The following is a 21,916-nucleotide window of genomic DNA, read 5'->3' as shown; positions in this document are numbered from 1 at the left end:
CTCCAACAGATATCAGAGGCGGAGACTTAGCGGTTCCTGACCAGCAATCAATCGTGCTGCCGTAAAGCCGGGGCCGGAGTGCCACGCATCCCCGCAACGGCGGGCCTGAGCAGCCCTGCCCAAACCCCGGCCCATTAGGGAAAAATCAAGGTTTCTTTCTTATTCACCACATTTCGAGAGATCGGGTTTGCCGTATTGGCACAGGGTTCGGCTCGACAGAACAAGAGTATCTTCGGGGGTAACCGGAATGAGCGCATTCGGACGGAAGAACGGACCGGCAGGAATGGGGGCCGGTGCCCGTCCGCAATTCGGTTTGGCCAAGCCCATGCGTGGCGACAAGCCGACCCCTGCGCAGACCAAGACGGACCGCAAGCATGGCGGCGAACAGTTCCCGCCGCTGCCCGAAACCGATACCCCGCCTCCCGGCGCCGGTGGCGGCCCGGGCGGCGACGCGATGTCCCGCCTCGAAGAGCGCATGAACTCGACCCATTCGGGCCAGAGCGAGGTTGGCGGCTTCGAAGCCAGCGTCCACAAGATCAAGGAACAGGTTCTCCCACGCCTGCTCGAACGCGTCGACCCGGAAGCGGCCGCCACGCTGACCAAGGATGAGCTGTCGGAAGAATTCCGCCCCATCATCATGGAAGTGCTGGCCGAGCTGAAGGTGACGCTGAACCGCCGCGAACAGTTCGCGCTTGAGAAGGTGCTGGTCGACGAACTGCTCGGCTTCGGACCGCTCGAAGAACTGCTCAACGATCCCGATGTTTCGGACATCATGGTGAACGGCCCCGACCAGACCTACATCGAAAAAAAGGGCAAGCTGGTCATCGCGCCGATCAAGTTCCGGGACGAAAGCCATTTGTTCCAGATCGCGCAGCGCATCGTGAATCAGGTCGGTCGCCGGGTCGACCAGACCACCCCGCTCGCCGACGCCCGCCTCAAGGACGGCAGCCGTGTGAACGTCATCGTGCCTCCGCTGTCCTTGCGCGGCACCGCGATCTCGATTCGTAAGTTCTCCGAAAAGCCGATCACGCTCGACATGCTCAAGGATTTCGGTTCGATGAGCGACAAGATGTGTACCGCGCTGAAAATCGCGGGCGCATGCCGGATGAACATCGTCATCTCGGGCGGTACGGGCTCGGGTAAGACGACCATGCTCAACGCCCTGTCGAAGATGATCGACCCGGGCGAGCGCGTGCTGACCATCGAAGACGCCGCCGAACTTCGCCTGCAGCAGCCGCACTGGCTGCCACTCGAAACGCGTCCGCCGAACCTCGAAGGTCAGGGCGCGATCACCATTGGCGACCTCGTGAAGAACGCCCTTCGTATGCGCCCAGACCGCATCATCCTGGGCGAGATTCGCGGCGCGGAATGTTTCGACCTACTCGCCGCGATGAACACGGGCCACGACGGGTCGATGTGCACGCTGCACGCGAACAGCCCGCGCGAGTGCCTCGGCCGTATGGAAAACATGATTCTGATGGGCGACATCAAGATTCCGAAGGAAGCGATTTCGCGCCAGATCGCGGAAAGCGTCGACCTGATCGTGCAGGTGAAGCGCCTGCGCGACGGGTCTCGCCGCACCACCAACATCACCGAGGTGATCGGGATGGAAGGCGACGTGATCGTGACGCAGGAACTGTTCAAGTTCGAATATCTGGAGGAAAGCGAGGACGGCAAGATCTTGGGCGAATTCCGCTCGTCGGGCCTGCGCCCGTATACGCTCGAAAAGGCGCGCCAGTTCGGCTTCGACCAGGCGTATCTCGAGGCCTGCCTCTAGGGCGCGCTCCAAATCCGGCGCTTCGCCGCAAGGCGGGCCGCGCCTCACGGCCGGACCTACGATGTGAGGAGCGCGGGGATCGCGGCCGCCAGCAATCCGCCACCGATCACGGCAAAGGTCAGGAACAGGCCGGTCCACGGCATCCAGCCGACCCGGTTGATTTCGCTCCGCTTCATCCGGCGCCGTTCCATCAGCATGCAAAGCAACGCGACCGCCAAACAGATCCCGCCCCAATAGGCGGCCAGTTCCGCATCGCTTGCGAAAAGAAGAAAGTCGGGTTCGGGCACAGTCCGGGCATATGGGTATATCGCCGAACCGCCGCAACCGGCCGGGGAACCACTTGTCACGCCTTACGTTACATTTTCCGGAACCCCGGTCACGGGCCCTTTGGGAAGGAAGATGTTATGGTCAAGAAAATCCTGCTCGCTTTCGGCATCACGTCGATGACCCTCACCGCAGCAGCCTGCAACACCGTCCGCGGCGCCGGCGAAGATTTGCAATCGGCCGCCAACGCCGTCGACGAAGAAACCTGAACCGACCGCAAATTCAACAACAAGACGCCCGCCCTCGCCCGGCGGGCGTTTTCTTTTGCGGTATTCGAGATTGCGCGGCAATCGCGGACGGTATGGCTTGTTTTGAGTGGTAACTACTCGCCGCTTTGCTTTGATCGCATTCGTCGACAGAACAGCCACCACAGCGCCAATACCAGCGCAGCGGCGATCACACCGAATGCTAGAGCTTGCATCGCGATGCTGATCGAAACTGGCGCTACAATTGCAGTCGCAAACACCAACCACGCTGCCAGAAGAACAGCTTCGGCACATGCGAGTTTGATGCAAAAGACGAAACTCGACTTTGCACGCCGAAACGCAAGATAGGGCAGCGCAAGAAGACTGATTACGACAATCACCGCAACGGCCTGAACAATGAAACTTGTGATTTCAGATCCGTGCACTGACCAAGTTCCCCATAAACGTCGCCAATATCGCTGAAAAAGCCGCAACCTGCAACTGTCCGCAATCGGGTGGCAAGTAGTCTTCCTTCTCAATCCTTGCGATACACAAGTACGAGATTGTTTGCCGGCATTTCGTGGTGGGCGGTGCGGTTAAGGTTTCGGGCCTCCGCAAGCGCGTCGAGGTCCGCTACATTGCGCAGCCCCCATGCCCGATCGCGCGCCTTCAGACTTTCATCGAACGCCAGATTCGACAGCGCCGGGTCGACATCGGCTTCGAGAAAAGGTCCGTAGAGGATCAGCGGTGCGCCGGAGGCCAGCACCCTGCCCGCGCCTTCGAACAAGCCCACGGTCGCCTGCCACGGGCTGATATGGACCATATTGACGCACAGGACCGCGTCTGCGCTCTCGACCAGCCAGTCGCCCGCTGCCGCATCGAGCGCGATCGCGGGGCGCAAATTGGCCAGCCCGGCCTCCTGCGCCCAGGCATCGACGGAGTGCAGCGCGTCGGTTGCGCAATCGCTGGGTTGCCAATCGAGCGCGGGAAAGCGCCGCGCCATGAATACGGCATGTTCGCCGGTCCCGCTGGCGATTTCCAGAACCAGGCCCTCATTGGGCAACTCCCCGGCCAAAACTTCGGCCAGGGGTTCCGAATTGCGCGCGGTGGCCGGGGCATGGCGTTTCAATTGACCTGCCTGTCATGGTCTTTCCAATAGGGCGCGCGCAATTCGCGGCGCAGGATCTTCCCGCTGGCATTGCGCGGCATCGCCTCGATCACGTCGACCGTCTTGGGCACCTTGAACCCGGCCAGGCGCTCGCGCGTAAAGGCGATGATATCGTCCGGGTCGACCTCGCTGCCCGGCCTGGGCACCACGCAGGCTTTTACCGCCTCGCCCCAGATGTCGTCTGGTACGCCGATCACCGCCACTTCGCCGACCGCGGGATGGCCGTAAATCGCGCTTTCGACCTGGGCGGGATAGACGTTTTCGCCGCCGGATATGATCATGTCCTTGATCCGGTCCTGAATATAAACGTAGCCATCGTCGTCCATATAGGCGGCATCGCCGGTGTGCATCCAGCCGTCCTTGAGCGCCCCCCGCGTCGCGTCGGGCAGGTTCCAGTATCCCTGCATGTTGGATGGGCTCCTGCAGATCAGCTCGCCGACCTCGCCGCGCGGCAGTTCCTCGCCATCTTCGTCCACCACCCTGAGCTCCGCGCCCGGCACCGCCTTGCCCGCCGATTTCATTCGCTGATTGCCTTCGAGCGTGTGATCTTCGGGCGGCAGCATGGCGATGGTGCCGGTGGTTTCGGTCATGCCGTAGCATTGCAGGAAACCGGCTTCGGGAATCGTCTGAACCGCCTCGCGCAGCAAATCGAGCGGGATAGGCGCAGCGCCATACATCACGTATTTGACCGCCGACATGTCGGTATCCTTCGCGCGCGGATGCTGAACCACCATCTGCAATGCGGCGGGTACGATGAAAAGGCGCGTGATCCCCTGTTCGAAACCGTCGAGCACGCCATCCGGCGTGAATTCGGCCTGCACGATCGCGCGGACACCTGCCGCCATGGCCATGATGCCAAGGCCGGTCCCACCGATATGCGCGCAAGGCATGCAGACCAGAATCGCCTCGTCCTCGTCCCAGCTCGACCATGGCTGTGCGGCTTCTTCGGCAGGCTGGCGCAAGGCAAACAGATTGGCATTGGTCAGCACCGCGCCCTTCGGATTTCCAGTCGTGCCCGAAGTGTAAAGCTGGAGCACGGCGTCATCCGGCCCCGCCCCCTCGAAATCGTCCGCCGGGGCCGCGGCAATGTCCGATTTCGCGGTTGGCGTGTCGATTACTTTCGGCGGGTTTTCCATGTCGCCGCAGGCCCCTGCCGCAAGCCCGGCGAATCCTTCATCGATAAAGAGCAGCTTCGCCCCGGTATCGCCGAGAATATAGGCGATTTCCGGCGCGGCCAGCCGCCAGCCAATGGGCACCATGACCACGCCCATCCGCGCGGCGGAATAGAACAATTCGAAATAGAGCCGCGCATTCTTGCCGAGCCAGGCCACCCGGTCGCCCTTCGCGAGCCCCTGCGCCTTCAGTATGGCCACGATCCGGCGCGAGCGTTCGTCAAGCGCCGCGAAAGTCAGTGCCTTACCATCCTGTTCGAGCGCCACCTGCCCCGGCTTTTCGCGCGTCCAGTGCCGGATCAGCCCATCGAAAGTGAGCATCTCGCCATCTGCCATTCAACCTCTCCGCTGTATTCAGCTATTCGAGGCATCATGGCAGGCCGGTTGCTATGCACAACCCGGTTTCGGAAGAGGATTATCGCCAGCGCCCCTGCTCGCGCGCGCGCTTTTCGCGAATGGCGAGCCAGAGCAACAGCCCCAGCGGTCCGGCGAGGAAGGTCGCGAGCAGGATCGGTGCCTGGATCAGCCGCGAAAACCCCTTCGCATCGGCATCGCGCGCGATCCACAGACCGACGAACAGATCGAATGCGAGATAGTGAATCCAGCCAATCGTCACCCCGCCATCGCTGGCGAAAATCGCGCGAACCCCCTCGATCGTGGTAAAATCGGCCGAGCCGGCCGGGCCTGCCGCGTCGAAAGCGCCCGACAGCAGCCCGATAACTCCGACCGAATAGGCCAGACACAGCAGGCCGATACCCGCATACAGCACCGCCGCCAGCAAGGCAGGCCAGCGCGGTAGCAGGATCAGCGCCGACCACATGATCAGCGCCAGCAGATTCGCCATTCCGAAAGCGGTGTCCCACATCAGGCCTCTCCGTGCTCGATCCGCGGCAGCGATTTCGCCGCCCGCAGAATGGCGTCATTGTCATGCACGAAACGTCCGCGCGCTGCCCGCTTGGCCAGGGCCAGTGCGGCCTGCGCAACGATCTCCGCCCTGATCGCCCGATATTGCCGATATTTGCCATGAAGCAGCAGGTTGACGATCGGCGCCGCCGCGATACCCAACCGCTCCGCCAAACGGCGATCGTTCTCCCGCTGGCCGCGCAGCAGGCCGGGGCGCAGAATATCGAGCCGGTCGAAGCGGAGCTTCGTCAGCTCGCGCTCCACCTCGCCCTTCACCCGCAGGTAGAAGTTTTTCGAAAGCGCGTCCGCGCCGACCGAGCTGACATGGACGAAACGCTCGACGCCGAAGTGTTTCGCGGCGCGCGCCGTATCGAGCACCAGATCCTGATCGACAGCCCGAAACGCGGTTTCGTCCTCGCCCGCCTTCTTCCAGGTCGTGCCCAATGCGCAGATGATCGCCCGTGGACGCACGGCCTCGATCACTTCACCCCATTTGGCGGGTTCGGCCACGAACATCTCCATGCGGATACCGCGCGGCAGCCTGGCTTCACGCCGGGCGATGCCCGTCAGCCGCACGTCCTCGCGCCCGATGCACTGTTCGATCACGGTGGAACCGATCAGCCCCGTCGCGCCGATCAGGCCGATGCGGATTGCATCAGACATTGCTCAATCCCTCGGGCGCGCGTCCGTAGATCCTTCGGCACTGGTCGATGGCATAGCGATCGGTCATGCCGGCGATGAAATCGGCGATGTGACGGCTGCGCCGGGGCTCGTCTTCGGGCTGCGTCGACAGCCATTCATCGGGCAGTTTTGTCGGATCCTGGCGATAGGCCACGAACAGCCGGGCTATGACATCGCGCGCACGTTCGGCCGTGGCAATCTGCTCGTCATGGTAATAGAGCCGGTCATACATGAAGCGTTTCAGTTCGCGCTCCTGCGCCTTCATCGTCGGCGAGAAGCCGGCCAGTTGCCGATCCGCGCCGCGCACTTCCGCCACGCTGGCGATGTCTTTCACCTGTTCGCGCGTATGGGTCAGCACATCGTTGACCATCAGGCCGATCTGCGAACGGACCAGCTCACGCAATTGGCGATCACGCGGGGCATGGGGGAAGCGCCTTTCGACCGAGCGCCATTGGTCGGCGAGCCAGTCGAGCGCGAGCAGGTCGTCGAGATCGAGAAAGCCCGCGCGCAGGCCATCGTCGATATCGTGATTGTCATAGGCGATATCGTCGGAAATCGCGGCCACCTGTGCCTCGAGCGAAGGCCAGCTTGACAGGTCGAGCGGGAAAGCGCTGTCGATCTCGGTCAGCGCCCAGTTGGGTGCGACCACCGGACCATTGTGCTTGGCCAATCCCTCCAGCGTTTCCCAGGTAAGATTGAGCCCGTCATGGTCGCAATAGGGGCTTTCCAACCGCGCCAGCGTGCGCAGGCCATGCGCGTTGTGATCGTAGCCGCCGGCATCGGCCATGGCCTGTTCGAGTGCCTCTTCGCCCGCATGGCCGAAGGGCGGATGGCCGATGTCGTGGCCAAGACACAGCGCCTCCGTCAGATCCTCGTCGAGGCCCAGCTCGCGCGCCAATACGCGGCCGATCTGGGCCACTTCGAGGCTGTGGGTCAGCCGGGTGCGATAGTGATCGCCATCGGGTGCCACGAAGACCTGGGTCTTGGAGCGCAATCGGCGAAAGGCAATCGAATGGACGATCCGGTCGCGGTCGCGCTGGAACTCGCTCCTCGGCCCGCGGGCGCCTTCGCGTTCCTCGGTGAATTCTCGGCCGCGACTTGCGGCGGGATCGGAGGCGAAGGGGGCTCTGGGCATGCAGCGGCGAGGCTTAGGTCAGCCTGCCCGGGGCGACAACGTGAACGAAATGCGAACCCATGCGGTTTTCGGCAGATTGTGCCCGATTGCGGCCGAGGTCCGGCCCGGCGATCTCAGCCGAGAATCCAGTCTGCAGCCGCCCGGCAATGGATGTCGGTCGAATCAAACACGGGAAGGACATTCGCATCGGTATCGACGACCAGTTCGAGCTCGGTACAGGCGAGCACGATGGCCTGCGCCCCTTCCTTCTCCTTCATCGTGATAACCGTCTTCAGGGCACGTTCGGCATCGCGTGTGACGCGCCCCAGCATCAGTTCCTTGTAGATGATTCCATCGACCAGTTCGACATCGCCCGGATCGGGCGGCAGCAGATTGACGCCATGCGATACCAGCCGCTGACGATAGAAGCTCTCCGTCATCACGAAGCGGGTGCCCAGCAGAGCCGCGCTTTCGCATTCGGCCTCCTTCATCGCCTTGCCCACGCTGTCGGCGATGTGGAGCACCGGGATCGAAACCGCCTCGGTCAGTCGGTCGTAAACCTTGTGCATGGCGTTGGCCGCGACCACGAGACCTTCCGCGCCCGCACTTTCGAGCCGCCGGGCGGAATCGATCAGCGTGGAAGCGATCAGGTCCCAGTCGTCGGCATTCTTGGCTGCCGCGATGGGGCTGTAATCGAGGCTTTCGATCAGTAGCGGAGGGCTCGCCATCGGGGCGGCGCGCTTCTGCACGAATTTGTTGATCCGTTCGTAATAGGCGCGGGTCGAGATCCAGCTCATACCCCCAATAATGCCGAGCTTTCGCAAGCGTTGATCCTCTTATCCGCCCTGTTGTTCGCAGATCGCGGTTTCTCCGCGTATCCGGGGCTTAGAACGGACGGATTACGAGGCGGTTCCTCCGCTTTGCTCGTTAGTCGACGCGAGCACCTTCTCCAGCCATACCTGCAGGTCGGCAACGCTCTCTTCGGCAGCCTCTTCCATCGGAATGTGGCCGATTCCGGGATAGCTGGCCAGCGTCGCATTGGGCAGATGCTCCATATACCAGGCCGCCGCTTCATAGGGGATCAGCGCATCCTCCTCGCCCCACATGACCAGCGTGGGGACGGCGACCTTGCCGACCTCATCGACAGCGAAATTCTTGCGTCCGACCGAAAAGCGCTTGCGCGTCGCGGCGCGATTGCCTGGATAGCGGGCCAGTTCCCAATAGCGATCGACCGCCTCGGGCGTCACGACATCCTGATTGCTGACGCTTTGCGACAGGCTGCGCGCGACCAGCGAACGCGGGAGCATCTGGCTCATCGCATCGCCAACGACCGGCATTCCGGCAAGCGTAAAGGCCAGATTCCCGCTGCCTTCGCTTTCGATCGGGGCACCGCCGGCATCGACGAGCACGAGCGCGTCGAGGCGCTCGGGCTTGGCAATCGCGTATCCCATGGCGATCGCCCCGCCCATCGAATTGCCCGCCAGAGTGAACCTGTCGATATCGAGAGCGTCGGCAACTTCGTCGATATCCTCGACAAAGGACCCGAGCGCGTATTCGCCATCCGCGGCAGGCCCTGTCAGCCCGTGTCCGCGCTGGTCGAAGCGGACCACGCGATAATCGCCCTTCAGCGCATCGGCCCATTTCTGCCAGGTGTGCAAATCGGCATTCGACCCGTGCAACAATATGATGACCGGCGCATCGCGCGGCCCCTCGTCGCGCACATGCACGCGCCTGTCGCCGTCGATGGCCAGCATGCGCGAGGGCGGCGTTCCGTATTTCGCCTGCATCTCCGCCGGATCGGTATCGGGGACGCGGAAGATAAAGAAGGCGACCACCAGCGCGAGCGCCAGCCCGCCAAGGATGCGCCAGAACCACTTCATGGCGCCATTTCCTCGATCCAGCGACGCACGATATCGAGCCCTTCCTCGTCCACGGTGGATTTACCGAGTTCGGGCATGGCAACGCCCGGTTCCGGGCTGGCCATGCGATAGGTCAGGATCGAGCTGTCGGGCGAGCCGGGGACGATGTCGAACAGGTGCCCCCCTGCTCCACGTCCGGCGGCTACCGGGCGCTTGCCGATGCCGATAGCCTCGGGGTTCTGCTGTTCCCAGCGCAGGTCCAGTCCGCTGTTTGAGGCGGTCGCGCCGGGCCGATGGCAATGCGCGCAATTGACGTCGAGATAGGCGCGTGCAGCGGCAGTAAGATTGGCGCTTTCGCGCTGCTCCCAAACCGGGAACTGATCCGCATCCTGCGGTAGCGTGTCGAGATGCCCTGCCGATACCATCTCGCTCAGCCAATCGTGCGAGAGATTGCGCGCCTTGGGACCAATCGGGACGACCTCGCCATCGAGGCCGTGGCATTCCTTGCACTGGTTCTTATTGGGTATGCGGTAGCTGATCGCCTCGCCCTTCGGCGTGGTCAGATCGAGCCGCGCACCTGCCACCGCCAGCCGCGCATCGGTCTGCTCCTCGTTCCACATATAGGGCAGTGCCAGCCATCCATCGGCTCGGTGGAGCAAAACCCGGGTTTCGATCAGGCGGCGCTGGCCATCCTGTTCGAAGGCGAAGGTCTTGATCAGCGCCGTACCGACGGGGAATTCGGGCAGTCCTTCGCCCTGCGCCGCCATTGCCGTGCCTTCGGGCAGGTAGACGAACCGCAGTTTCTCCGCCCCGTCCGAAAAGAGCGGCGTGTTCAGGCGGTAGGGCGTGACACGATCGACCGGGACTTGCGCGCTTGCATCGCGGAAAAAGCGGAAATGCGACAACAGGCGCGGCATGCCCTGCGCGATCGCCTCGTCGTTCACCGGCTCGACGATCGCGGGCTGCGAGAACACTTCCGCCCGCGCGACGAACGACCCGGCAAGCGCAAGGCTTGCGGCACCCAGCAAGGCGGTTGCGTACTTCATCCCCCCAACCGCGCCGCGAGTTCTGCCGGCGCGCCGATACCGCTGCGGTCGAACTCGCCGCTGGGCGCGGGAACCGACAGGGGGCCGGGTTGCGCGCTGTCGAGGCCGACGCCCGCCTCTGCCAGATTGAGGCTCCAGCCTGCCGTACCCTCGACCGCGGCGAGCGAACCCAGCCCGTCCCACAGCACCGGCGGCAGTTCGCCGCCAAAGGCCTCGAGCAGCATCTCCGCGCCCTCGAGCTGCGGATCATAGCCGCCGCCATTATAGATATTCTCGCCCACCACGACCTCGCGTGGCAGCGGATTGTAACGCTCGTCCTCGAAGCTCTGCGTATAGGCGATAACCATCACCGGCGCGGTCGGATTGCCCGAGAGGATGTTGTCCTCGATCAGCACCTTGTCATTGGCCATCACCATGATGCCAGTGCCGCGCCGAACGCCCGCCACGATATTGCCCGGGGGCGCGAAATTGGGCGTGTCGTTGGCCACCACCAGGTTGTTGGCGACGATCACATTGCCCCCGCCCATCACCGGCAGGTCGGGCAGGTCGAAGACCAGAATGCCGCCCGTATTGCGCGTGGCGATATTGTGTTCGACCAGCGCGTTGCGGCTGTTCTCGATCTCGATCCCGGCGACGTTGGCCTCGGCGATCGAATTGCGCACGGTAATCCCGTTCGACTGGCCGACATAAATCCCCGCATCGCTCGCGCCGGTGACCTTCACCCCGTCGACCAGCACGCCGGTGCTTTCCACCGGATAGATGCCATAGGCGCCGTTTTCGGGATGCGGCCCGCGCGTCCAGGTCACGCGGATTCGGTGATAGACGATGTTGTCCGCGCCCTTGGACTTGATCCCGTCGCCCTTGGGGTTTTCCAGCGCGAAATCGCGCACGGTCACGTTGTCGCTGGTGATCAGAAAGCCCTCGCCCGCATCCGCTTGCGTGGTGAAGTCGAGCACGGTTCCGTCCATGCCCGCCCCGCGCACGGTCACGCCATCGACATCGAGGCTGATCCCGTCGGTCAGCGTATAACGCCCCGCAGCCAGTACGATTTCGTCGCCCGGCTCGGCCAGGATCAAGGCTTCCTGCAGTTCCTGCTGCGCGTTCTCGCCCGGCGCGACCTCATGCGTGGCGGCGAAGGCAGGGGCAGCGGATGCGAGAAGCGCGGCGGCAATCGACAGTCTGATGGTCATGAGTCTCTCCCTTGCAACCTATTGTGCCGCAAGAGCGAATGATTGCAAGTGTTTCAGCCACTCGCGAAGGCGCAAATCGCGGCGGAACTCGCCACGACTTCAAGGACTTCGCGATCGTCGACGCGCCGTACCCGCTCCAGAAATTCGGCTATGGTGAGCGGAATATCGGGTTCGCCCGCCTCCGCCTGGAGATTTTCGAGCTTGCGAAGCTGCCCCACCGAAAGCCGCTCCGCCATGCGTCCGGCCATGCATTCGGCCATCGGCTGCGGCAGGCCGCGCGCGATCATCTGTTCCTCGAGCCGGTCTTCGACCGTGCCCCGCATCCCGCCGCCGATCGTCGCCCATACGATCACGCCGACAATGGCCAGCAGCGCAAGCGCGATCAGCACGCGCTTCATGTCAATCCAGCGCCTTGACGATTTCCTCGACCATCTTCTTCGCATCGGATAGCAGCATCATTGTCTGGTCCATGTAGAAGACATCGTTGTCGACGCCCGCATAGCCCACGCCGCCCATGCTGCGCTTGATGAAGAAGACCTGCTTGGCCTTGTCCACGTCGAACACGGGCATGCCGTAGATGGGGCTGGATTTGTCCGTCTTGGCCGCCGGGTTCACCACGTCGTTCGCGCCGATGATGAAGGCGACGTCGGCCTGCGCGAATTCGCTGTTGATGTCCTCCAGCTCGAACACGTTCTCGTAGGGCACCTGCGCTTCGGCGAGCAGCACGTTCATGTGCCCCGGCATGCGCCCGGCGACGGGGTGGATGGCGTATTTCACCTCGACGCCTTTTTCCTCGAGCATGTCGGCCATTTCGCGCAGGGCGTGCTGCGCCTGCGCCACCGCCATGCCGTAGCCCGGGATGATGATGACCTTTTCCGCCTGTTCGAGCATGAAGGCCGCATCGGCCGCGCTGCCCTGCTTGTAGGGGCGCTGCTCCTTCGCCTCGCCGCTGCCTGCGCTGGCATCGGCGCCGAAACCGCCTGCGATCACCGAGATGAAGCTGCGGTTCATCGCGCGGCACATGATGTAGCTGAGGATCGCGCCCGAGGAGCCGACCAGCGCGCCGGTGATGATCATCGCCGTATTGCCGAGCGTGAAGCCCATCGCCGCTGCCGCCCAGCCTGAGTAGCTGTTCAACATCGAAACCACGACCGGCATGTCCGCCCCGCCAATGGGGATGATCAGCAGGAAGCCGATGAGGAAGGCCAGCACCGTCAGCGCAATGATCAGCGGCATGGTCTCGGAAGGTCCGGCCATGGCGAACAATGCGGTCAAGACGATGATCGCCGCCAGCGTGCCGAGGTTGATGACATGCCGTGCAGGCAAGAGGATCGGCGAACCGCTCATCCGCCCCGACAGCTTGGCAAAGGCAATGACCGAGCCGGAGAAAGTGATCGCCCCGATGGCGATGCCGAGACCCATTTCGACCTTGCTCACTGCACCGATGCTGTCGCCGACAAGCAGGCCGAAAGCGCCCGGATTGAGATAGGCCGCCCAGCCCACCAGGACCGCGGCCAGGCCGACGAGCGAGTGGAACGCCGCGACCAGTTCCGGCATCGCGGTCATGGCGATGCGGCGGGCGATGAGAAATCCGATCATGCCACCGATAGCGATGGCGATTGCGATCTCGACGATATTGGCGACGTCATGCGTGACCAGCGTCGTCACCACCGCAATCAGCATACCGGCCATACCGAAGCGATTGCCCCGGCGGCTACTGGCAGGGCTCGAAAGCCCGCGCAGTGCGAGGATGAAGAACACGCCCGAGACCAGATAAGCCAGCGCAACCCACGGATTCACCGCCTCGCCAGTCGCGGCATGGGCGGGGGTGGCAAAAAGACCGGCCAGAAGGGCAAACGTCACGCCGGACTTGCTCCGGGGTCCCGCTGTCTTCGGCCCGACCCGCAAATAAAGCGGGACCCCGGCTCGTGGGCCGGGGTGACGGCTGTTGGAGAGGAAGCGCATCATCACTTCTTCTCCTTCTTCTTGTACATCGCCAGCATGCGCTCGGTAACGGCAAAGCCGCCGAAGATGTTCACGCTCGCCAGCACCACGCCCGCCAGCCCCAGCCATTTGGCTGCCGGACTACCGGCTTCGGCCGCCGCGATCAGCGCGCCGACGATAATCACCGAGGAAATCGCATTGGTCACCGCCATCAGCGGCGTGTGCAGCGCGGGCGTGACCGACCAGACCACGTAATAGCCGACGAAACACGCCAGCACGAAGATCGACAGGATCGAAATGAAATCCACTAACCAGCCTCCCCGGCACGGGAGGGGACCAGCCGGAGGCTGGTGGAGGGATCCGCCAACCACGCGACAATCGCTTCTGCGGTATCGACCGCATCGGCGAGGACGCGGGTGGCGTTGACCCTGAGGACCCTGAACCCGTTTTCTCTCAAATATTGCGCGCGTCGCTCGTCGAACTTGGCGCGGTCGGAATTTTCGTGAGCGCTGCCATCAACCTCAACGACGAAACGCTCGGACAGGCAGCAGAAGTCGGCGATATAGGGACCGATCGGATGCTGCCTGCGGAACTTGAATCCGCTCGGACGCTGGCGGAGTTGTTGCCAAAGCATCCGCTCCGGCTTGGACATATCCCTGCGCAGCTTGCGGGCGCGAACCACCTCCGGTCTCGCAACGAACCTCGAATCTCCTCCACCGCGCTTCGCGCGGTCCCCCTCCCCGTTCCGGGGAGGCTGGGAAGCGCTTGCGATCAAGCGAGTAGCCTCTCGTTCACGACCTTGCCGCCTTGCGTCAGCCGCACGGCGTCGCCGATTTCCTCGTCGAGGACGGGCTTGCCCGCCTCCTTGTCCCAGAAGGCGGAGAGGAAGTTGTAGTGATTGCGCGCGAACAGGGCCGATGCATCGGCGGCCAGATGGCCAGCGGTGTTGGTGTAGCCGACGATTTTCACGCCGTGCCTTTCCACTACCTCGTCAGGCTTGGACCCTTCGACATTGCCGCCTTGCGCAACCGCGAGATCGAAGATCACGCTGCCCGGCTTCATCGTCGCGATCTGCGCGTCGCTGATAAGCCGCGGCGCAGCGCGCCCCGGAATCAGCGCAGTGGTGATGACAATGTCCTGCTTGGCGATGTGCAAGCTCACCAGTTCGGCCTGCGCCTTCTGGTATTCCTCGCTCATTTCGGTGGCATAGCCACCCGAACCCTCGCCTTCGATCCCGGCGACATTCTCGACGAAGATCGGCTTGGCGCCCAATGACTGGATCTGTTCCTTGGTGGCACTGCGCACATCGGTCGCGCTGACCTGCGCGCCCAGCCGCTTGGCCGTGGCGATCGCCTGGAGGCCCGCCACGCCCACGCCCATCACGAAGACCTTGGCCGCCTGCACCGTGCCGGCGGCGGTCATCATCATCGGGAAGGCGCGGCCGTATTCGTTGGCTGCGGTCAACACCGCCTTGTACCCTGCCAGATTCGACTGGCTGGAGAGCACATCCATGCTCTGCGCGCGGGTGATGCGCGGCATGAATTCCATCGACAGCGCTTCGAAACCGCCCTTCGCGTAAGCCTCGACCAGTTCGCGATTGCGAAACGGATCGAAGGTCGCCGCGACCCATGCCCGGGCTTCGCGCCCGCCAGCGCGGCGACATCGGGCGCCTGCACACCGAGCACGATATCCGCACCCTCGACCGCTTTCGGACCGGGAACGACCTCCGCCCCGGCTTGCGCGTAAGCTTCGTCGGTGATCGCCGCCCCCAGACCCGCTCCCTCTTCAACAACGACCATGGCCCCGAGCGCGGCGAATTTCTTCGCCGTTTCGGGCGTCAGCGCAACCCGGCTCTCGCCCGGCGCGCGCTCTTTAAGCACCGCGATACGTAGCGCCATGCGCTTATTCGGCAATCAGGATGACGATGAGCAGGGTAAGGATGGCAACGAGCGGCACCGACCATTTCAGCAAGCCGATGAAAGACTCGTAGGTTTTGTTGTGCGCCTTGTGGTCGTTGGCGGAATCCATGACGATATGTCCCCGTTTGGAATTGATTTCCCGGTCGGTCTATCGCGGAGGTGCCCCGCGCTCAAGCCCCGCCGTCGCGCCAGTGCCCGTGAAACAGGCTTAATCGGCTCTTTACCCGTTTCGGATAGAGGGTGGGGACAAGAACATGATCTGATATCCGAGCGTTGCGAGGGAGCACGGCAAAACACATGGCGACCCAGGAAAACCGCCTGTTGATGCTGATCGACGACGAACCGGCACAAAGTCGGCTGGTGTCGGCGCTGGCCGCGCGCGAAGGCTGGCGAACCCTGACCGTGGAAACCAGCGAAGCGGCACTCGAAACGCTCGCCTCTCCCGAGGGCAGCGACGTACAGGCTATTCTGCTCGACCAGTGGGTCCCGGGCGATGCGGCCTGCGACCTGATCCGCGAATTGCGTGAGGCCCGGCCCGATCTTCCGCTGCTTATGCTAACGGCGAGCACATCGCCCTTGCTGGCGGTGGAGGCCATGCGCGCGGGCGCGACCGACTACCTCATCAAGCCCGTCGGGTCGGACCGATTGCTGCAGGCGCTCGCCAGTGCGACCCGCGCCGAACGGCCTCGCGCCGAACTTCAACCAATGGCCGAAAAGCTGCCCCATCCACTCGATTTCGACGCCATGGTCGGAACGGCGGCCCCTTTCCGCACCGCGCTGGCCAAGGCCGCCACGGCAGCGCGCGGCCACGCCCACGTCCTGGTCGAGGGCGAAAGCGGCACGGGTAAGGATATGCTGACCCGGGCCATGCATGCCGCCAGCAGCAGGGCCAAGGCGCCGATGCGGGTGGTGCATTGCGGCGGCATGCCGCCCGCCTCGCTCGAATCCCTGTTGTTCGGACATGAGAAAGGCGCCTTTGCCGGAGCCTTCGACCGCCAGACCGGACTGATCGAGTATTGCGATGGCGGCACTCTCATACTCGACGATATCGACCGCCTGCCCACCACCCATCAGGCGCGTCTTGCGGAAACCCTTGCCAGCGGCATCGTGCGCCCCACCGGCGCGGCGCACGGCTTCAAGATCGACCTGCGCGTGATCGCCACCAGCGATTTCGCGTTCGACGAGCTGGTCGCCGCCGGCGAGTTCTCGCAGGAACTTTACGATCAGCTTGCCGCCACCCGTATCCGCCTTCCTGCCCTGCGCGAGCGGCTCGGCGACATCCCCGCCCTCACCCGCTACTTCCTCGCCAAGATCGGGGAACAGCCGGGACTCAAGCATCATTCGATCGCCGACAGCGCGCTCTCGCTTCTCGAAGCCTATGACTGGCCCGGCAATGTCCGCCAGTTGCAAGCCGTGCTGTTCCGCGCCTGTGTTTTCGAACAGCGCGAGGCACTGACCGCGCACAGCTTTCCGCAGCTCGCCGAAATGCTCGGCGATCTGGCCGACCGGGGCGAAAGCCGCGCGCGCGGGCTTGGCGTGCTGCTCTATACCGACGACGGCAATGTCCGACCGCTCGAAGAGATCGAGGCCGACATCATCCGCCTGGCCATCGGACACTATCGTGGGCGCATGACCGAAGTGGCCCGCCGTCTCGGCATCGGGCGCTCGACTCTCTACCGCAAGCTCAGCGAACTCGGCATCGACAATGCGGCGTGAGTTGGCCATATAGAAGGCTCACGAAAGGGAGCGCCTCAGGTGAACAAGAGCCACCGCTAAGTCGGACACATGCTCGATCGGGCCGGACAACGCCCGGACTCTCACCTGAATTTCCCGAGGTCCCTCAATGCAAAAACTGAACGACATGCTCTGCGTGGTAACCGGCGGTGCGCGCGGCATCGGCAAGGCCGTGTGCAAAGCTTTCCTGGCCGAAGGCGCGCGCGTCGTCCTCACCGATATCGACGAGGAGGCGGGCAGGACAGCCGCTTCCGAACTCGGCTGCACATGGCACCGGCTCGACGTGGCGAGCGAGGCGGAGTGGGAGGCGCTGGCCGAGGCCTTCCCGGCGATCGACGTGCTGGTCAACAATGCCGGGATCACCGGCTTCGAAGATAGCCCCGTAGCGCACGATCCCGAGCACGCCAGCCTGGCCGAGTGGCACAAGGTCCATGCGGTCAATACCGACGGCTGCTTCCTTGGTTGTCGCTATGCCCTGCGCGCGATGAAGACGCAGGCGAGTTCGGGCGGCACGGGCTCGATCATCAACATGTCCTCGCGCTCCGGCCTTGTCGGCATTCCCGGCGCGGCGGCCTATGCGGCAAGCAAGGCGGCGATGCGCAACCACACCAAATCGGTTGCGCTCTATGCCGCGCAGCAAGGCTGGCAAATCCGCTGCAACTCGATCCACCCCGCCGCCATCCTCACCCCGATCTGGGAGCCGATGCTGGGCGACGGGCCGGATCGTGAAGCGCGAATGGCCGCACTGGTCGCGGATACGCCGCTCAAGCGCTTCGGCACGGTCGAGGAGGTGGCCGCGCTGTGCGTCTTCCTCGCCAGCGCCGACAGCGCCTACATGACCGGCTCCGAGCTTACGCTCGATGGCGGGTTGCTGGCGGGATCTGCGGCCTCGCCGGGGAGCTAGTCCGGCAAATCGCTAAAGTCGGTAAGCGCCGCATCGCGAAGGCCCCGCCAGACATTGCGCGCCTGGAGGGTTTCGGGGACGTCGTGGACGCGGTGGAGCTGGACGCCCGCATCCATGCCCTTCACCGCCAGCGCCACGCTTCCGCCCAGGCGGTCGGACGCTGCGACTTCGTTCGACAGAGCGCCGATCATCCGCTTGCGGCTCGCCCCCAGCAGCAGCGGGTGGCCCAGCGCATGGAACATCGGCAGCGCATTGATGAGCGCGAGATTGTCGGCCAGCGACTTGCCGAAACCAATGCCGGGATCGAGCAGGATGCCCTGCGCCTCCACCCCTGCCGCCAGAGCGGCATCGCGCCGGGCGCGCAGTTCGTCGAACACGTTGAACACGACATTGTCGTAGGCCCCGCCCTCATGCAGATCCTCGCCGCTGCCGGGCGCGTGCATCAGCACTACCGGGCAAGCAGCGCGCGCGACCACTTCGGCGCTGCGCGGATCGTGGGTGAGGCCCGACACATCGTTGACCAGATGCGCCCCGGCTTCGAGCGCGGCTTCCATCACCGCCGCCTTGCGCGTATCGATACTGACCGCCGCGCCCATACCCGCGCAAGCCTCGATGGCGGGCACGACGCGGGCGATCTCGTCGCCTTCCCACATCGGTTTGGCGCCGGGCCGCGTGCTTTCCCCGCCCACATCGATGATACTCGCCCCCGCCTCCACCATCGCCGCCGCATGTTCGCGCGCGGCATCGGGGCTGTCATGCGCGCCGCCATCGCTGAAACTGTCGGGCGTGACGTTGAGGATGCCCATCACCTGCGGCTGATCGAGCCGCACCGTACGCGCGCCCAGCTCGATCGGCGGATGCGCGAGCGTCAGGTTCGACCACTGCGCCTCGGCCTCCGCCCCCACGGCATCGGGCAACTGGCCCAGCACCTCGGCCATCGTATCGGGCGCGGCGAGCCAGCGTTCGGCTATCTGTCCTTCCCGCCGCAGAATCACGGCAAAGCGGCTTGCATAGACCATCCCGCCCGCGAGGCGGATGGCATTGCCATGCTCGGTTTGCGGGCCGGGCACGAGGGCGATGGGGCGGATATAGATGCGGTCGGTCATGGTTTACTCGCTTTCCCGCAACGCGGCCTGCCCCTCCCGCGAAAGGCTGTAAATAGCGACATCGCAGACCCCCTTGTGGGTTTCCTCATACGCCATGTGTAGCGCATCGCGGCGGAATCCAAGCCGTTCGATAAGACGTATCGACGGTGAATTTTCCGCATCGATCTCGGCAATCAGCCTGCGAACATGGCCCCCGTCGAAGAGATGCGCGACCAGTGCGGCAGTGCATTCGCGCGCGATTCCCATACCCTGTCGTTCGGCGCAGGTGATGTAGCCGATTTCTTCGACCCCCTCCTCCTCCTCGTCCGGCACCGCAACGAAACGCCCCACGACCGTCCCACAGGCGTCCTCGGCAATCCAGGTACGACCGGTCCAGCTCGGATCGGCGAGCCAGTTCCACAGCTCTTCTTCCGACGAGAAGGCGGGCCGCGAGAGATAGCGGCACTGCGCCTCGTCCCCCAGCGTCGGCAGCAGGGCCGCGGCATCTTGGCGCCGCAGTTTGCGCATGGTGAAACGCGGCGTCTGAAGAGTGGTGACGGGCTTGATCATGGTATGCCCTGCCTTGGCCGGTGCTCGACTGGAAAGCCCCTCAGTCCTCCACCGCCAGCAGATAGAGCTGCCGCGCGGCGTCGATGGGCTTCACGTCTCCATCCACTTCGTAGTGCCAGAAAGTCCATCCGTTGCAGCTCGGCGCGCCTTGTAGCTCCTTGCCGAGGCCGTGGATGCTGCCGGTCTGTTTGCCGCAGGCCAGCGAGCCATCGGCCCGCACCGTCGCGACCCAGCGGTGTTTCTTGTCGAACAGCTCGGTCCCCGGCTTGATATAGCCGTTTTCGACCAGCGCGCCGAAGGCCACCTTGGGGGCGCTGCGGCCGGCCTGCATCGTGGTGAGCGCGCTTTGGTCGAGGGGGAGTTCCTTTTCGATCCGCTTCAGCGCGGCCTCGCGGTAATTGCCTTCGCGCTCGCAGCCGATCCATTCGCGGCCCAGGCGCTTGGCCACCGCGCCGGTCGTGCCGGTGCCGAAAAACGGGTCGAGCACCACGTCGCCGCGCTCGGTGGTGGAGAGCAGCACGCGGTAGAGCAGGCTTTCGGGCTTCTGCGTCGGGTGGACCTTGTGGCCGCCCTCCTTCAGCCGCTCCGCCCCGTTGCAGATCGGCAGGACCCAGTCGCTGCGCATCTGGAGCTCGTCGTTGAGCGTCTTCATCGCGCGGTAGTTGAAGTGGTATTTCGCCTTCTCGCCCTGGCTGCACCACAGCAGCGTCTCATGCGCATTGGTGAAGCGCGTGCCGCGGAAATTGGGCATGGGGTTCGACTTGCGCCAGACGATGTCGTTCAAAATCCAGAAGCCCAGATCCTGCAGAATCGCGCCGACGCGGTAGATGTTGTGATAGCTGCCGATGACCCACAGCCCGCCATCGGGCTTGAGAATACGCTTGGCCTCGGTCAGCCAATCGCGGGTGAATGTGTCGTAGAGCGCGAAGCTGTCGAACTGGTCCCAGTGGTCGGTCACCGCATCGACATGGCTGCCATCGGGCCGGTTGAGATCGCCGCCGAGCTGGAGATTGTAGGGCGGATCGGCAAAGACGAGGTCCACGCTGGCATCGGGGATCGAACGCATCGCTTCGACGCAATCGCCCGGGATAATCTGCCCGAGCGGCAGCAGCTCCTTGGGCGTTTCCGTTTGTTTTACAGTCGCTTTCGCGCGACTTTTCGTGGTCGTGATGACCCCCATGATGCATACCCCTATCCGTAGTTATCCACAGGGTGAGTCCAAATGGATTCCCGGTCAAGCACGAAAATTCCGACACATCGTGATTGTCGCCCGATTGCTCAGAGAGAACAGAAGGTGCCCGGCACAAGATATTGAGTCCGTACGGAATCCGTCGACTCAAGATGGTGCGGTGTGGCACGGAGGACTCATGCTACCGGTCAAGCGAACAGCAGCACCGAATTGGCCGCGAAGGCTGCCAGCAGAAGCGCACCCAGAGCCCGCCCCGCCTGTTTGGCGAAAGCGCACAGGCCGAGCAGCAGCGCGGCACTGGCAACGAGCAGCGGCCATTCGATATCGAGCAGCTCGACCGGGATCGCGAGCGGCGCGATGGTCATGGTCACGCCGCCGATCAGCAGCAGATTGAAGGCGTTCGAGCCGACGACATTGCCCAGCGCCAACCCCGGTTGACCGCGCCAGGCGGCCGCGATCGAGGCGGCGAGTTCGGGGAGCGAAGTGCCCACCGCGACCACCGTGGCGCCGATGGCCACTTCGCTGACCCCGGCCACACGGGCGATCTCCACCGCGCCTTCGACCAGCAGGTGCCCGCCCGTAACCAGCGCGCCGACGCCAACGAGAAACAGCGCGATTGCGAGAATGAGAGCCATCTGCGGGCCGTCCTGACCGTCTTCCTCGACCGCCTCCGTCTTGCGGGGATGGGTCACGCGCCACAGGACATAGGTAGCAAGCGCGGCCAGCAGGAAAATGCCGATGCCGATCGAATGCAAACCGGCGAAGGCGATGCCCGCCAGCAGGACCGACGCGATCAGGCCGACCACCGCGTCACGCTTGCCCGCGCCGGTCAGCGGAAACGGAAACAGCAGGGCCACCGCCCCCAGGATCAGCAGGCTGTTGGCGATGTTCGATCCGACGATATTGCCCCAGGCGATACCCGGCGACCCCATCAGCGCGGCGTCGACGCTCGTAACCAGTTCGGGCATGGAAGTGGCCGCGCCGACAATGACCACGCCGGTCACAACCGTGGGCAGGCCTAGGCGGCTGGAAATGGAAACCGCACCGCGCACCAGCAGTTCGCCGCCGACCGTCAGCAAGACCAGCCCGCCGAGAACCATCATTATCGTCAATGCCATGCGCTGCTCCTAGCCTGCCGCAGCGCCGCCGCAA

Annotated in this window: 24 protein-coding genes and 1 pseudogene; 4 read left to right on the top strand and 21 right to left on the bottom strand. The window is 64.0% G+C overall.

Going from position 1 to position 21,916, the window contains the following annotated elements:
• The first annotated feature begins 247 nt into the window (after positions 1-247).
• Positions 248-1,777 carry a TadA family conjugal transfer-associated ATPase gene (locus DVR09_RS06815; RefSeq protein WP_115416272.1) on the top strand — a complete coding sequence of 510 codons (1,530 nt, stop codon included), beginning with the start codon at positions 248-250 and terminating at the stop codon, positions 1,775-1,777.
• A gap of 56 nt (positions 1,778-1,833) precedes the next feature.
• Here the strand turns inward: DVR09_RS06815 and DVR09_RS06810 are convergent, their stop codons facing one another.
• The gene (locus DVR09_RS06810) at positions 1,834-2,064 is read right to left on the bottom strand and encodes a hypothetical protein (protein WP_115416271.1); all 231 of its coding nucleotides are present in this window, start codon (positions 2,062-2,064) and stop codon (positions 1,834-1,836) included.
• Between the two features lie 117 nt (positions 2,065-2,181).
• On the opposite strand from DVR09_RS06810, the gene DVR09_RS17415 reads away from it, so the two are divergent.
• Entirely contained in the window at positions 2,182-2,310 is a 129-nt protein-coding gene (locus tag DVR09_RS17415; RefSeq protein ID WP_115416270.1) for an entericidin A/B family lipoprotein, read from the top strand.
• A gap of 113 nt (positions 2,311-2,423) precedes the next feature.
• Here DVR09_RS17415 and DVR09_RS06800 read toward each other — a convergent pair whose 3' ends face one another.
• The 16 genes and pseudogenes from DVR09_RS06800 to DVR09_RS06725 all read right to left on the bottom strand — a co-directional run bounded on the left by DVR09_RS06800 (position 2,424) and on the right by DVR09_RS06725 (position 15,391).
• Entirely contained in the window at positions 2,424-2,732 is a 309-nt protein-coding gene (locus tag DVR09_RS06800; RefSeq protein WP_115416269.1) for a hypothetical protein, read from the bottom strand.
• Positions 2,733-2,821: 89 nt separating this feature from the next.
• Positions 2,822-3,415, bottom strand: coding sequence for a DUF938 domain-containing protein (locus DVR09_RS06795; protein ID WP_115416268.1), 594 nt, complete (start codon positions 3,413-3,415; stop codon positions 2,822-2,824).
• Positions 3,412-4,962, bottom strand: coding sequence for a fatty acid--CoA ligase (locus DVR09_RS06790; protein WP_115416267.1), 1,551 nt, complete (start codon positions 4,960-4,962; stop codon positions 3,412-3,414). The genes DVR09_RS06795 and DVR09_RS06790 overlap by 4 nt, the downstream gene beginning before the upstream one ends.
• Positions 4,963-5,041: 79 nt before the next feature.
• Positions 5,042-5,491: an ABA4-like family protein gene (locus DVR09_RS06785; RefSeq protein WP_115416266.1), complete on the bottom strand. Its 450-nt coding sequence runs from the start codon at positions 5,489-5,491 to the stop codon at positions 5,042-5,044.
• Positions 5,491-6,192, bottom strand: a complete 702-nt coding sequence (locus DVR09_RS06780) for an NAD(P)H-binding protein (RefSeq protein ID WP_115416265.1) — start codon at positions 6,190-6,192, stop codon at positions 5,491-5,493. Before DVR09_RS06780 ends, DVR09_RS06785 begins: the two co-directional genes overlap by 1 nt.
• A complete protein-coding gene (locus DVR09_RS06775; RefSeq protein WP_115416264.1) occupies positions 6,185-7,345 on the bottom strand; it encodes a deoxyguanosinetriphosphate triphosphohydrolase in 1,161 nt (386 codons plus the stop codon). Before DVR09_RS06775 ends, DVR09_RS06780 begins: the two co-directional genes overlap by 8 nt.
• Before the next feature lie 113 nt (positions 7,346-7,458).
• Positions 7,459-8,121, bottom strand: coding sequence for an aspartate/glutamate racemase family protein (locus DVR09_RS06770; protein ID WP_234041575.1), 663 nt, complete (start codon positions 8,119-8,121; stop codon positions 7,459-7,461).
• A 102-nt stretch (positions 8,122-8,223) separates the two neighbouring features.
• Positions 8,224-9,204: an alpha/beta fold hydrolase gene (locus DVR09_RS06765; RefSeq protein WP_115416262.1), complete on the bottom strand. Its 981-nt coding sequence runs from the start codon at positions 9,202-9,204 to the stop codon at positions 8,224-8,226.
• Complete coding sequence (locus DVR09_RS06760) at positions 9,201-10,229, bottom strand: SO2930 family diheme c-type cytochrome (protein WP_115416261.1); 1,029 nt, start codon at positions 10,227-10,229, stop codon at positions 9,201-9,203. Before DVR09_RS06760 ends, DVR09_RS06765 begins: the two co-directional genes overlap by 4 nt.
• Positions 10,226-11,419, bottom strand: a complete 1,194-nt coding sequence (locus DVR09_RS06755; protein WP_115416260.1) for a parallel beta-helix domain-containing protein — start codon at positions 11,417-11,419, stop codon at positions 10,226-10,228. Before DVR09_RS06755 ends, DVR09_RS06760 begins: the two co-directional genes overlap by 4 nt.
• 53 nt (positions 11,420-11,472) lie before the next feature.
• Positions 11,473-11,817: a hypothetical protein gene (locus DVR09_RS06750; protein ID WP_115416259.1), complete on the bottom strand. Its 345-nt coding sequence runs from the start codon at positions 11,815-11,817 to the stop codon at positions 11,473-11,475.
• A 1-nt stretch (position 11,818) separates the two neighbouring features.
• Positions 11,819-13,282, bottom strand: a complete 1,464-nt coding sequence (locus tag DVR09_RS06745; RefSeq protein WP_435867811.1) for an NAD(P)(+) transhydrogenase (Re/Si-specific) subunit beta — start codon at positions 13,280-13,282, stop codon at positions 11,819-11,821.
• A 104-nt stretch (positions 13,283-13,386) separates the two neighbouring features.
• Positions 13,387-13,671, bottom strand: a complete 285-nt coding sequence (locus tag DVR09_RS06740) for an NAD(P) transhydrogenase subunit alpha part 2 (protein ID WP_047806364.1) — start codon at positions 13,669-13,671, stop codon at positions 13,387-13,389.
• The gene (locus tag DVR09_RS06735; RefSeq protein WP_115417835.1) at positions 13,671-14,015 is read right to left on the bottom strand and encodes a DUF559 domain-containing protein; all 345 of its coding nucleotides are present in this window, start codon (positions 14,013-14,015) and stop codon (positions 13,671-13,673) included. The genes DVR09_RS06740 and DVR09_RS06735 overlap by 1 nt, the downstream gene beginning before the upstream one ends.
• A 119-nt stretch (positions 14,016-14,134) precedes the next feature.
• A pseudogene (locus tag DVR09_RS06730) lies at positions 14,135-15,261 on the bottom strand (NAD(P) transhydrogenase subunit alpha).
• Between the two features lie 4 nt (positions 15,262-15,265).
• Positions 15,266-15,391 carry an aa3-type cytochrome c oxidase subunit IV gene (locus DVR09_RS06725; RefSeq protein ID WP_115416258.1) on the bottom strand — a complete coding sequence of 42 codons (126 nt, stop codon included), beginning with the start codon at positions 15,389-15,391 and terminating at the stop codon, positions 15,266-15,268.
• A gap of 188 nt (positions 15,392-15,579) precedes the next feature.
• Between DVR09_RS06725 and DVR09_RS06720 the strand changes: the two genes are divergently transcribed.
• Together DVR09_RS06720 and DVR09_RS06715 are read left to right on the top strand one after the other, a co-directional pair.
• Complete coding sequence (locus tag DVR09_RS06720) at positions 15,580-16,998, top strand: sigma-54-dependent transcriptional regulator (RefSeq protein WP_115416257.1); 1,419 nt, start codon at positions 15,580-15,582, stop codon at positions 16,996-16,998.
• A gap of 127 nt (positions 16,999-17,125) precedes the next feature.
• Positions 17,126-17,920, top strand: coding sequence for an SDR family NAD(P)-dependent oxidoreductase (locus DVR09_RS06715; protein ID WP_115416256.1), 795 nt, complete (start codon positions 17,126-17,128; stop codon positions 17,918-17,920).
• On the opposite strand, the gene folP is transcribed toward DVR09_RS06715, so the two are convergent.
• From folP to DVR09_RS06695, 4 genes are all read right to left on the bottom strand, one after another.
• A complete protein-coding gene (gene folP / locus DVR09_RS06710) occupies positions 17,917-19,026 on the bottom strand; it encodes a dihydropteroate synthase (RefSeq protein ID WP_115416255.1) in 1,110 nt (369 codons plus the stop codon). The two genes, DVR09_RS06715 and folP, sit on opposite strands and share 4 nt — an antisense overlap.
• A 3-nt stretch (positions 19,027-19,029) precedes the next feature.
• Positions 19,030-19,575 (bottom strand): GNAT family N-acetyltransferase, encoded by a 546-nt coding sequence (locus DVR09_RS06705; protein WP_115416254.1) that lies wholly within the window; start codon positions 19,573-19,575, stop codon positions 19,030-19,032.
• A 40-nt stretch (positions 19,576-19,615) separates the two neighbouring features.
• Positions 19,616-20,755 carry a site-specific DNA-methyltransferase gene (locus tag DVR09_RS06700; RefSeq protein ID WP_115416253.1) on the bottom strand — a complete coding sequence of 380 codons (1,140 nt, stop codon included), beginning with the start codon at positions 20,753-20,755 and terminating at the stop codon, positions 19,616-19,618.
• Between the two features lie 197 nt (positions 20,756-20,952).
• Positions 20,953-21,882 (bottom strand): calcium/sodium antiporter, encoded by a 930-nt coding sequence (locus DVR09_RS06695; RefSeq protein ID WP_115416252.1) that lies wholly within the window; start codon positions 21,880-21,882, stop codon positions 20,953-20,955.
• Between the last annotated feature and the right edge of the window lie 34 nt (positions 21,883-21,916).

It is taken from the genome of Erythrobacter aureus (genome assembly GCF_003355455.1).
Taxonomy (GTDB): domain Bacteria; phylum Pseudomonadota; class Alphaproteobacteria; order Sphingomonadales; family Sphingomonadaceae; genus Qipengyuania; species Qipengyuania aurea.
Note: the sequence above shows the minus strand (reverse complement) of the source record. Positions and strands in the feature narration are given on the sequence as shown.

What these genes read in the sequence shown, in the direction of transcription:
- DVR09_RS06700 (WP_115416253.1), bottom strand. Translation starts at nt 20,755, where the DNA reads ATGGGGGTCATCACGACCACGAAAAGTCGCGCGAAAGCGACTGTAAAA.
- DVR09_RS06790 (WP_115416267.1), bottom strand. Translation starts at nt 4,962, where the DNA reads ATGGCAGATGGCGAGATGCTCACTTTCGATGGGCTGATCCGGCACTGG.
- DVR09_RS06775 (WP_115416264.1), bottom strand. Translation starts at nt 7,345, where the DNA reads ATGCCCAGAGCCCCCTTCGCCTCCGATCCCGCCGCAAGTCGCGGCCGA.
- DVR09_RS06785 (WP_115416266.1), bottom strand. Translation starts at nt 5,491, where the DNA reads ATGTGGGACACCGCTTTCGGAATGGCGAATCTGCTGGCGCTGATCATG.
- DVR09_RS06735 (WP_115417835.1), bottom strand. Translation starts at nt 14,015, where the DNA reads ATGTCCAAGCCGGAGCGGATGCTTTGGCAACAACTCCGCCAGCGTCCG.
- DVR09_RS06770 (WP_234041575.1), bottom strand. Translation starts at nt 8,121, where the DNA reads ATGAGCTGGATCTCGACCCGCGCCTATTACGAACGGATCAACAAATTC.
- DVR09_RS06720 (WP_115416257.1), top strand. Translation starts at nt 15,580, where the DNA reads ATGGCGACCCAGGAAAACCGCCTGTTGATGCTGATCGACGACGAACCG.
- DVR09_RS06750 (WP_115416259.1), bottom strand. Translation starts at nt 11,817, where the DNA reads ATGAAGCGCGTGCTGATCGCGCTTGCGCTGCTGGCCATTGTCGGCGTG.
- DVR09_RS06760 (WP_115416261.1), bottom strand. Translation starts at nt 10,229, where the DNA reads ATGAAGTACGCAACCGCCTTGCTGGGTGCCGCAAGCCTTGCGCTTGCC.
- DVR09_RS06765 (WP_115416262.1), bottom strand. Translation starts at nt 9,204, where the DNA reads ATGAAGTGGTTCTGGCGCATCCTTGGCGGGCTGGCGCTCGCGCTGGTG.
- DVR09_RS06780 (WP_115416265.1), bottom strand. Translation starts at nt 6,192, where the DNA reads ATGTCTGATGCAATCCGCATCGGCCTGATCGGCGCGACGGGGCTGATC.
- DVR09_RS17415 (WP_115416270.1), top strand. Translation starts at nt 2,182, where the DNA reads ATGGTCAAGAAAATCCTGCTCGCTTTCGGCATCACGTCGATGACCCTC.
- DVR09_RS06695 (WP_115416252.1), bottom strand. Translation starts at nt 21,882, where the DNA reads ATGGCATTGACGATAATGATGGTTCTCGGCGGGCTGGTCTTGCTGACG.
- DVR09_RS06725 (WP_115416258.1), bottom strand. Translation starts at nt 15,391, where the DNA reads ATGGATTCCGCCAACGACCACAAGGCGCACAACAAAACCTACGAGTCT.
- folP (WP_115416255.1), bottom strand. Translation starts at nt 19,026, where the DNA reads ATGACCGACCGCATCTATATCCGCCCCATCGCCCTCGTGCCCGGCCCG.
- DVR09_RS06705 (WP_115416254.1), bottom strand. Translation starts at nt 19,575, where the DNA reads ATGATCAAGCCCGTCACCACTCTTCAGACGCCGCGTTTCACCATGCGC.
- DVR09_RS06715 (WP_115416256.1), top strand. Translation starts at nt 17,126, where the DNA reads ATGCAAAAACTGAACGACATGCTCTGCGTGGTAACCGGCGGTGCGCGC.
- DVR09_RS06755 (WP_115416260.1), bottom strand. Translation starts at nt 11,419, where the DNA reads ATGACCATCAGACTGTCGATTGCCGCCGCGCTTCTCGCATCCGCTGCC.
- DVR09_RS06815 (WP_115416272.1), top strand. Translation starts at nt 248, where the DNA reads ATGAGCGCATTCGGACGGAAGAACGGACCGGCAGGAATGGGGGCCGGT.